This window comes from Streptomyces katrae, from assembly GCF_000966975.1.
Lineage (GTDB): Bacteria > Actinomycetota > Actinomycetes > Streptomycetales > Streptomycetaceae > Streptomyces > Streptomyces katrae.
The window spans coordinates 1-7,852 of the sequence record NZ_JZWV01000116.1 but is presented as its reverse complement, the minus strand read 5'-3'; the positions used below and the strand labels follow the sequence as shown (position 1 = coordinate 7,852).

The window sequence follows — 7,852 nt, the reverse complement described above, 5'->3', positions numbered from 1 at the left end:
TGCGACGCCCTCGGCGGCCAGCAGCCGGGAGCTCCAGTCGGCGAGCAGGGCCGACTTCTCGGCGTCCGGCACCTCGAAGGGGTTCACGTCGTAGGCGGAGATCCAGGTCTTGTCCGCGTGCACCGGCTCGTCGGCCAGCTCGACCCGCTCGTCGGAGCCCGCCGCCTTGATGACCTGGGCCGACAGCTTCGCCATGGCCACGGCCTGCGAGGCCACCTTGGCCGCGCCGTCCATGGTCAGGTCCACGCCGGACGCGAAGCCCCAGCTGCCGCCGTGTACCACCCGGACCGCGTAGCCGAGGTCGGTGGTGTCGGAGCCGCCGGAGGGCTTGGCGTCACGCAGCCGCCAGGAGGCGCTGCGGATCCGCTCCAGGCGGAAGTCGGCATGGTCGGCGCCCAGCGCGCGCGCCCGCGCGAGCGCCGCGTCGGCGAGCGCCCGCAAGGGCAGCGCGGTGAAGGCCGCGTCGATGGAATGGGCCACGGGGGTCCTCCCGGGGTCGGGGACGGTCTGCTCGATCATGTCGCGATCAGGGCTCGGGTGACCACCCGTTTCTGTAGGTATTCGACAGCCCGCGTCGCGAGGCCCTGTCGGCACCCGATTCTCCGGATCTCGGCGGGGACCTATAGGTTTTTGCTACTCAGACAGCTAAGCGAAAGGGTGATCCGTTGAGCCGCTCGGTTCTCGTCACCGGAGGTAACCGGGGCATCGGCCTCGCCATCGCCCGTGCCTTCGCCCAGGCCGGCGACAAGGTCGCGATCACGTACCGCTCGGGAGAGCCGCCGCAGGAGCTCGCCGACCTGGGCGTGCTGGCGGTGCGCTGCGACATCACCGACTCCGAGCAGGTGGAGCAGGCCTACAAGGAGATCGAGGCCAAGCACGGCAACGTCGAGGTGCTGGTGGCGAACGCCGGCATCACCAAGGACACGCTGCTGATGCGGATGTCCGAGGAGGACTTCACCTCCGTCGTCGACACCAACCTCACCGGCACCTTCCGTGTCGTCAAGCGTGCCAACCGTGGCATGCTGCGGGCCAAGAAGGGCCGTGTGGTCCTGATCTCCTCGGTCGTCGGCCTGCTGGGCGCCGCCGGCCAGGCCAACTACGCCGCCTCGAAGGCGGCGCTGGTGGGCTTCGCCCGCTCGCTCGCCCGCGAGCTGGGCTCCCGGAACATCACCTTCAACGTCGTCGCCCCCGGTTTCGTGGACACCGACATGACGAAGGTGCTCAGCGACGAGCAGCGCGCGGACATCCTGGCGCAGGTCCCGCTGGCGCGCTACGCGCAGCCCGAGGAGATCGCGGCCGCCGTGAGCTTCCTGGCGTCCGACGACGCCGCGTACATCACCGGAGCCGTCATTCCCGTTGACGGCGGATTGGGCATGGGTCACTGATCACCATGAGCGGAATTCTCGAGGGCAAGCGGATCCTCATCACCGGTGTGCTGATGGAGTCCTCCATCGCCTTCCACACCGCCAAGCTGGCCCAGGAGCAGGGCGCCGAGGTCATCCTCACCGCCTTCCCGCGCCCGACGCTGACCGAGCGCATCGCCAAGAAGCTCCCGAAGCCGGTCAAGGTGATCGAGCTCGACGTCACCAACGACGAGCACCTGGCCCGCCTGGAGGGCCTCGTCCGTGACGAGCTCGGCGGCCTCGACGGCGTCGTGCACTCCATCGGCTTCGCCCCGCAGGACGCGCTCGGCGGCAACTTCCTGAACACCCCGTTCGAGTCGGTCGCCACCGCCATGCACGTCTCGGCGTTCTCGCTGAAGTCGCTGACCATGGCCTGCAAGCCGCTGTTCCCGGCGGAGGGCGCGGCCGTCGTCGGCCTCACCTTCGACGCGCAGTTCGCCTGGCCGCAGTACGACTGGATGGGCCCGGCCAAGGCCGCGCTGGAGGCCACCAGCCGCTACCTCGCCCGCGACCTGGGCAAGGAGAACATCCGCTGCAACCTGGTCTCGGCCGGTCCGATCGGCTCGATGGCCGCGAAGTCCATTCCGGGCTTCGGCGAGCTGGCGGACACCTGGAACCACCGCTCCATGCTGGAGTGGGACATGAGCGACCCGGAGCCGGCGGGCAAGGGTGTCGTGGCCCTGCTGTCGGACTGGTTCCCGAAGACCACGGGCGAGATCGTCCACGTGGACGGCGGCCTGCACGCGATGGGCGCCTGACCTTCCTGGCGGACCCCGCGTCCGTACGGCGGTGGCCGCGCTTCCCTCCGGGGAGGCGCGGCCACCGCCGTTTCCGCCCGGCCGCGGCACGGGCCGCGCGAGCGCCGTCGATCGCACGTTCGCCGTCCGACCGGATCTTTCCGAGTCGAAAACCGGGACACATGCCTGCAAACTGACCTGGCCGGGATCTTCCCGGCGGGTTCGGGGAGGAGGTACGGGCGTGCGCGCGAGGCCGAGCCGAGCGGTATCGCTGCTGGTCACCTCGGTGGCCTTGACCGGACTCCTGATCCCGGGAGCCCTCGCGCGACCCGACGGACCGGCGCCCGCCCCCGGGCCCGAGGCGGCCGCCCTGGCGACCGTGGACTTCTCCGAGATCCCCGCCGAACCACCCGTACGGCCCGAGCAGCCCGCCGGCCGCGAGCTCTACGGCTCCGACTGCGACACCGAGATCGACGGCTCACAGGTGATCGCGTACTGCCACAACGGCTTCCCCGAGACCGACCTGCTCCGCCTCCACGTGGAGTGCGAGCGCTGGTGGGACCTGGACGGGGACAGCGCCCTCGTCCCCCTGGACCCCACCGGCCGCATCCGGCTGACCGGCCGCTGCTGGAAGGAGGTCCGCACCGCCTGGGTCAGCCACCAGCGTCCCTCCGGCCCGTCCGGCCCCTCAGGCGGCTAGCGCGTGCCCTTGCCCAGGCAGACGAAGGGGTAGCCCGCCGCCTCCGAGGCCGCCGCGTCCCCGTCGCCGCGCCGGATCGCCTCGATCAGGCGGGCGTGGTCCAGGTGGGCGGCCGGGTCCAGCACGGTGCCGACGTCCGCCCGCAGCCACTCCGCCACCAGGTCGCCCAGGTCCGCGTACAGCCCGGTCAGCACCTCGTTGTGCGAGGCCGTCACCACCGCCATGTGCAGTGCGACGTCCGTGCTCACGAACAGCTCCGCGTCCCCGCTCGCCCAGGCCTCCTCGCGCCGCGCCAGCAGCGCGTCCAGCTGGACCAGGTCCCGCTCCGTGCGCCGCTCCGCGGCCAGCCGGGCCGCCGAGGACTCCAGGGTCGACCGCAGCTCCGCGATGTGCCGGGGGTCGGCCCCCGCGAAGCGCCGGTGCATCACCCCGGCCAGCTCGCTGGTGGCGAGCACGTACGTACCCGACCCCTGGCGGATGTCCAGGAGTCCGTTGTGCGCGAGGGCGCGGACGGCCTCCCGCACGGTGTTGCGGGCCACGCCCAGCAGCTCCACCAGCTCGGGCTCGGTGGGGATCCGGCTTCCGACCGGCCACTCGCCGGAGGTGATCTGGTTCCTGAGCTGGGCGATCACCTGGTCGACGAGCGCGGAACGCCGGGGCGAGGTCAACGGCATGCGGGCGGGGCCTCTCGAAAACTGCCGGACGGACGGCCGGACGGGGTCAATTCTGCCAGGATGAAACTGGACAACCAATCATCCCATGATTCTATGATGGCGGGATGCACGACGAAGACCTCCAGACCCTGAGCCGCCCGGCGACCCCGCGCGGCTCCGCCGGACGCCCCGCCACCACCCCGGCCGACATCCACGCCGACCCCAAGTGGCTCGGCCCCGTGCTCGTGGTCGCGATCGTGCTGGCCGCCCTCAACCTGAGGCCCGCCATCACCAGCCTCGGCGCCCTCTTCGAGGAGGCCCGCACCGGCCTCCACATGAGCGGCACCGTCGCCGGACTGATCACCTCCGTCCCCGCCTTCTGCTTCGCCGTCTTCGGTGTCACCGCGCCCCGGCTCTCCCGCCGCTTCGGCCCGGCCGCCGTCGTCTGCGCCGGCATGGCCGCCGTCGCCGCCGGCTTGCTGATCCGGCCGTTCGCCGACAGCGCCGCCGCCTTCCTCGCCGCCAGCGCCCTGTCCCTGGCCGGCATAGCCCTGACCAACGTGCTCCTCCCGGTCATCGTCAAGCGCTGGTTCCCCGACCGCGTCGGCACCATGACCGGCCTGTACTCCATGGCCCTGGCCGCCGGCACCTCCCTCGCCGCCGCCGCGACCGTCCCGCTGACCTCGGCCCTCGGCGGCAACTGGCGCACCGGCCTGCTGGTCTGGGCCGTCCTCGCCGTGGCCGCCGTCCTGCCCTGGCTGCCCGTCGCCGCCGCGAGCCGCCGCGAGAAGGCCGCCGCACCCGCCGCCGTACAGGAGGACGCCGGCCCCTCGGTCGTGCGCAGCCGCACCGCCTGGGCCCTCGCCTGCTACTTCGGCCTCCAGGCCACCGGTGCCTACGTCACCATGGGCTGGCTCCCGCAGATCTTCCGCGACGCAGGGGTCTCCGCCTCCACCGCCGGAGTGCTGCTCGCCGTCACCATGGTCATGGGCGTCCCGCTGGCCTTCGTCATCCCCGGCCTCGCCGGACGGATGCGCCACCAGGGCCCCATCGCCGCCGTCCTCGGTCTCTTCGGCCTCGCCGGCTACCTCGGTCTCTACCTCGCCCCCGCCGCCGGAGCCTGGGCCTGGGCCCTCCTGCTCGGCGTCTCCAATTGCGCCTTCCCCCTCGTCATCACGATGATCGGGCTGCGCGCCAAGTCCCCGGCCGGGGTCGTCAAGCTTTCCGCCTTCGCCCAGAGCACCGGCTACCTGATCTCCATCCCCGGCCCGCTGGTCATCGGCACCCTCTACCAGCACAGCGGCGGCTGGGACCTGCCGCTGGCCCTCATGGCCGGCCTCCTCGTCCCGCAGATCGCCCTCGGCGTCCTCGCCGGCCGGGACCGCACGATCGAGGACGAATGCGGCATGCGAGACTGAACGGCATGTCGCCCGTACTCGAACCGAACCCCCAGGACAGCCACAAGAAGCTCGGCCTCGTACTGGGAGCGATGGCCCTCGTCACCGTGATCGTGGCCGTCATCGCCACCATCGCCTCCCCCTGACGCACCACCCGCCGGCCCGCCCGGCCCCCGGTGGTGGGGTTGTCCCCACCATCCCCTAGGGGGCGGGTATCAGGGTCGGCTGGGGTGTGCCCCGGATGGGAACCGGCGCCCCGGATCCGTAGATTCGAAGCAGCGAGCCAGTCCCCAGCCGAAGAACCCGGAGGCGGCCATGCCGGCCACCACGCACACCCCGTCCCTCCCCGCCCGGGCCGTCCGCCGCCGCCCCGGCGCCTACGCCCACAGCGGCGCCCGGCTGCACTGGTGGACCCTGGCGCTGCCCGCCCTCGCCTTCGGCCTCCTGCTCCTGCTGCTCGCCGGCTCCGGCCAGGCCCAGGCCACCGCCGACCGGCCCGCCGGACTGGTCGAGGTCACCCAGGAGCTGCTGCGCGCCGTCGGCTGACCCGCGCGCCGCGCACCGCCGCCCTGCCTCGCGCCACCCGCGCCGTCGGACGGCCGGCGCACGCCGGAGCACGCTCTCCCGAGCGGGCGAAGGCCCCTCAACACCCTGCGCCCCGTGGCCCGTTTCATGCGAAGCTGGGCCCATGAGCGCCGACACACCCCGCAGGATCGCCCTCCTCCGGCATGCCAAGGCCGACTGGCCCCAGGTGGCCGACCACGACCGCCCGCTGGCGGACCGCGGACGCAGGGACGCACCGGCCGCCGGCCGGAAGCTGGCCGAGACCGGCATCACCTTCGACCTGGCCCTCTGCTCCACCGCCGCCCGCACCCGGGAGACCTGGAAGCTCGCCGTCCAGGAACTCCCGTACCGGCCGCGGACCTCCTACGACGAGCGGGTCTACGACGCCTCGCCGGGCGAGCTCATCGCCCTGCTGAACGAGACCCCCGACGAGGTCGACGACCTCCTCGTCATCGGCCACAACCCCGGGATGCACGCCCTAGCCGACATCCTCTCCGGGCGCGCGGAGGGCGACACCCAGGCACGGATGAACCGCACGGGCTTCCCCACCGCCGCGCTGGCCGTCGTCTCCTTCACCGGCTCCTGGAAGTCCCTCGAACCCGGCGTCGGGACCCTGCTGGACTACTGGACCCCCAAGGAACACTGACCACACCCCCACAGGGCCCGGGGCACCCCGGGCCCGTGGGTGTCCTCAGCCCATCGGGCAGCGGGCGGCCGGCAGCTCCGGGAGGCCCGCGTCCCGGGCCTCCCACAGCCACACCTCGTCGTGGTCGACCAGCGCCTCCGCCAGCTCGGCCAGCTCCGCGAACTCCGCGGGATCACCCTCCAGCGGGCCCGCCGCCAGCCGCGCGTACGCCTCCCAGCGCTCCTCCCGCGTACCGACCGCGAACCCGGCCTTCGCCAGCAGGGCCACGAACCCCTCCCACAGCGTGCTCTCCGCCAGCCGCCCGCGCAGCCGCTCCCGCTCCCGCGGAGCCAGCCCGGCGACCGTCCGCCGCCCGTACTCCCCGTGCACCCAGTCGGCCCCGCACAGCGCCGCGATCTCCACGTACTGCGCCGACTGCTGGCCGCTGCTGCTGCCCAGCACGCCCCGGAACGCATGGAACTCCCGCGGCGGCATCGCCCGCAGCGGATGGATCGCGGCGATCAGGGCCCGCGTGACCGACACGGCGCGCACCAGCCGGACCCGGGCGGCCCGCGGATCGCCCTCCAGCATCCGGTCCCGGGCGTCGGTCAGGTCCCGCAGCAGCTGACCGAACCACAGCTCCTGCACCTGGTGCACGGTGATGAACAGCAGCTCGTCGTCCACCCCGTCGGCCAGCGGCACCTGCAGCGCCAGCAGTTCCGGCAGCTTCAGGTAGTTGGAGTACGTCACGGCGTCGGGGCGGGTGACGGTCGCGGTCTCAGACATCGGAGTCCTCCGGGGCACGCAGTCCATGGGCGGCGAACGCGTCCGTGACGCCGGGCAGGTCGAAGGCACCGACCTGGGCGCACAGCCGCAGGGTGGAACGGGAGATCGTCTGGATGCGGTCCACGCCCGCGCTGCCGCCGTAGCAGTCCGCGAGGACGGCCCCGATCCGCTCCTCGTCCAGACCGGCCAGCCGCAGCGACACCCGCACCGGCTCCAGGTCCCAGTCGAGCGCGGCACGGATCATCGCGGGCAGCGCGCGGGCCGCCAGGACCCGGCGCCGCCCGTCGAGCCGGGCCCACAGCTCCAGGAAGAACGCCGAGAAGAACCGGTGGTGGCGGCCCTCGTCCTTGGCGTGGTCGCGCATCAGCTCCCGTACCGTGCTCACCACGGTCGGGTCCTGCGGCACCTCGTTGAGCACCGCCGTGATCAGCGTCTCGAACACCACCGCCTGCAACTGCCCGGCCAGCACCGGGTCCTCGGGCAGCAGCCGCCGGCCCGTGTCCTGCAGCGCCGTCACGAAACCGCCGTAGTCCACGTCCGGGACGGCGATACCGGTGACGGCGGCCACCTGGTCGGCCAGGTCCAGGCTGTAGAGGGCGTGGTAGCCCTCGTCGCAGTACACCTTGAAGGCGTCCATCCGCAGCGCGGTGGGGAAGTGCAGCCCCGAGTTGCCGTTGGCCACGGGCTCGGCCGCCCCGTTGACCACCCGGGTCTCCAGATGGGTCGTCGAGTGCAGGAACTGGTAGAGGTGCCGGACCGATATCTCCCGGACCCGCTCCGGGGCCAGTGCCTTCACCTCCGGGTGCGCCAGGTGCGGCACCAGGGCGTCGGGGAAGAAGACCCGGCCCTGTTCCGCCTCGGCGTGGAACATCCGCCGTACTCCGCCGCGCACGCCGGCGGTCTCGTACCAGCGGTCCAGGGGACCCGGTGCCGTGCTCATGGGCGATTTCCGTTCCGTGATGCGGGGGAGGGGGAGGGGGTGGTGGG

General features: G+C 72.7%; 11 protein-coding genes. 7 read left to right on the top strand and 4 right to left on the bottom strand.

The genetic code is table 11. From position 1 onward, the window contains the following. Positions 1-519 (bottom strand): PmbA/TldA family metallopeptidase (locus VR44_RS06255; protein ID WP_425424486.1); only part of this gene is annotated, 519 nt, incomplete at its 3' end. 146 nt (positions 520-665) lie between these two features. Here VR44_RS06255 and fabG point away from each other — a divergent pair. The 3 genes from fabG to VR44_RS06240 all read left to right on the top strand — a co-directional run bounded on the left by fabG (position 666) and on the right by VR44_RS06240 (position 2,840). Then, positions 666-1,385 (top strand): 3-oxoacyl-[acyl-carrier-protein] reductase, encoded by a 720-nt coding sequence (gene fabG / locus VR44_RS06250; RefSeq protein ID WP_045946361.1) that lies wholly within the window; start codon positions 666-668, stop codon positions 1,383-1,385. A 5-nt stretch (positions 1,386-1,390) separates the two neighbouring features. Then, a complete protein-coding gene (gene fabI / locus VR44_RS06245; protein ID WP_045946360.1) occupies positions 1,391-2,161 on the top strand; it encodes an enoyl-ACP reductase FabI in 771 nt (256 codons plus the stop codon). A 220-nt stretch (positions 2,162-2,381) separates the two neighbouring features. Then, positions 2,382-2,840, top strand: coding sequence for a hypothetical protein (locus VR44_RS06240; protein ID WP_052713484.1), 459 nt, complete (start codon positions 2,382-2,384; stop codon positions 2,838-2,840). Here the strand turns inward: VR44_RS06240 and VR44_RS06235 are convergent. Further along, positions 2,837-3,514 (bottom strand): FadR/GntR family transcriptional regulator, encoded by a 678-nt coding sequence (locus tag VR44_RS06235; RefSeq protein WP_045946359.1) that lies wholly within the window; start codon positions 3,512-3,514, stop codon positions 2,837-2,839. The two genes, VR44_RS06240 and VR44_RS06235, sit on opposite strands and share 4 nt — an antisense overlap. A 104-nt stretch (positions 3,515-3,618) precedes the next feature. Between VR44_RS06235 and VR44_RS06230 the strand changes: the two genes are divergently transcribed. The 4 genes from VR44_RS06230 to VR44_RS06220 all read left to right on the top strand — a co-directional run bounded on the left by VR44_RS06230 (position 3,619) and on the right by VR44_RS06220 (position 6,100). Then, a complete protein-coding gene (locus VR44_RS06230) occupies positions 3,619-4,911 on the top strand; it encodes a CynX/NimT family MFS transporter (RefSeq protein ID WP_045946358.1) in 1,293 nt (430 codons plus the stop codon). Positions 4,912-4,916: 5 nt separating this feature from the next. Next, entirely contained in the window at positions 4,917-5,036 is a 120-nt protein-coding gene (locus VR44_RS48325) for an SGM_5486 family transporter-associated protein (RefSeq protein WP_281187117.1), read from the top strand. A 169-nt stretch (positions 5,037-5,205) separates the two neighbouring features. Then, complete coding sequence (locus VR44_RS06225) at positions 5,206-5,436, top strand: hypothetical protein (RefSeq protein ID WP_045946357.1); 231 nt, start codon at positions 5,206-5,208, stop codon at positions 5,434-5,436. Between the two features lie 142 nt (positions 5,437-5,578). Further along, positions 5,579-6,100, top strand: coding sequence for a SixA phosphatase family protein (locus VR44_RS06220; RefSeq protein WP_045946356.1), 522 nt, complete (start codon positions 5,579-5,581; stop codon positions 6,098-6,100). Between the two features lie 45 nt (positions 6,101-6,145). Here VR44_RS06220 and VR44_RS06215 read toward each other — a convergent pair whose 3' ends face one another. Both VR44_RS06215 and VR44_RS06210 read right to left on the bottom strand, forming a co-directional pair. Beyond that, the gene (locus VR44_RS06215; protein ID WP_052713483.1) at positions 6,146-6,865 is read right to left on the bottom strand and encodes a tryptophan 2,3-dioxygenase family protein; all 720 of its coding nucleotides are present in this window, start codon (positions 6,863-6,865) and stop codon (positions 6,146-6,148) included. Beyond that, complete coding sequence (locus tag VR44_RS06210; RefSeq protein ID WP_045946355.1) at positions 6,858-7,805, bottom strand: diiron oxygenase; 948 nt, start codon at positions 7,803-7,805, stop codon at positions 6,858-6,860. Before VR44_RS06210 ends, VR44_RS06215 begins: the two co-directional genes overlap by 8 nt. Positions 7,806-7,852 lie beyond the last annotated feature (47 nt).

Excerpts from the sequence above, each read along its gene's own strand:
- fabI (WP_045946360.1), top strand. The coding sequence starts at position 1,391 with ATGAGCGGAATTCTCGAGGGCAAGCGGATCCTCATCACCGGTGTGCTG.
- VR44_RS06235 (WP_045946359.1), bottom strand. The coding sequence starts at position 3,514 with ATGCCGTTGACCTCGCCCCGGCGTTCCGCGCTCGTCGACCAGGTGATC.
- VR44_RS06230 (WP_045946358.1), top strand. The coding sequence starts at position 3,619 with ATGCACGACGAAGACCTCCAGACCCTGAGCCGCCCGGCGACCCCGCGC.
- VR44_RS48325 (WP_281187117.1), top strand. The coding sequence starts at position 4,917 with ATGTCGCCCGTACTCGAACCGAACCCCCAGGACAGCCACAAGAAGCTC.
- VR44_RS06225 (WP_045946357.1), top strand. The coding sequence starts at position 5,206 with ATGCCGGCCACCACGCACACCCCGTCCCTCCCCGCCCGGGCCGTCCGC.
- VR44_RS06220 (WP_045946356.1), top strand. The coding sequence starts at position 5,579 with ATGAGCGCCGACACACCCCGCAGGATCGCCCTCCTCCGGCATGCCAAG.
- VR44_RS06215 (WP_052713483.1), bottom strand. The coding sequence starts at position 6,865 with ATGTCTGAGACCGCGACCGTCACCCGCCCCGACGCCGTGACGTACTCC.
- VR44_RS06210 (WP_045946355.1), bottom strand. The coding sequence starts at position 7,805 with ATGAGCACGGCACCGGGTCCCCTGGACCGCTGGTACGAGACCGCCGGC.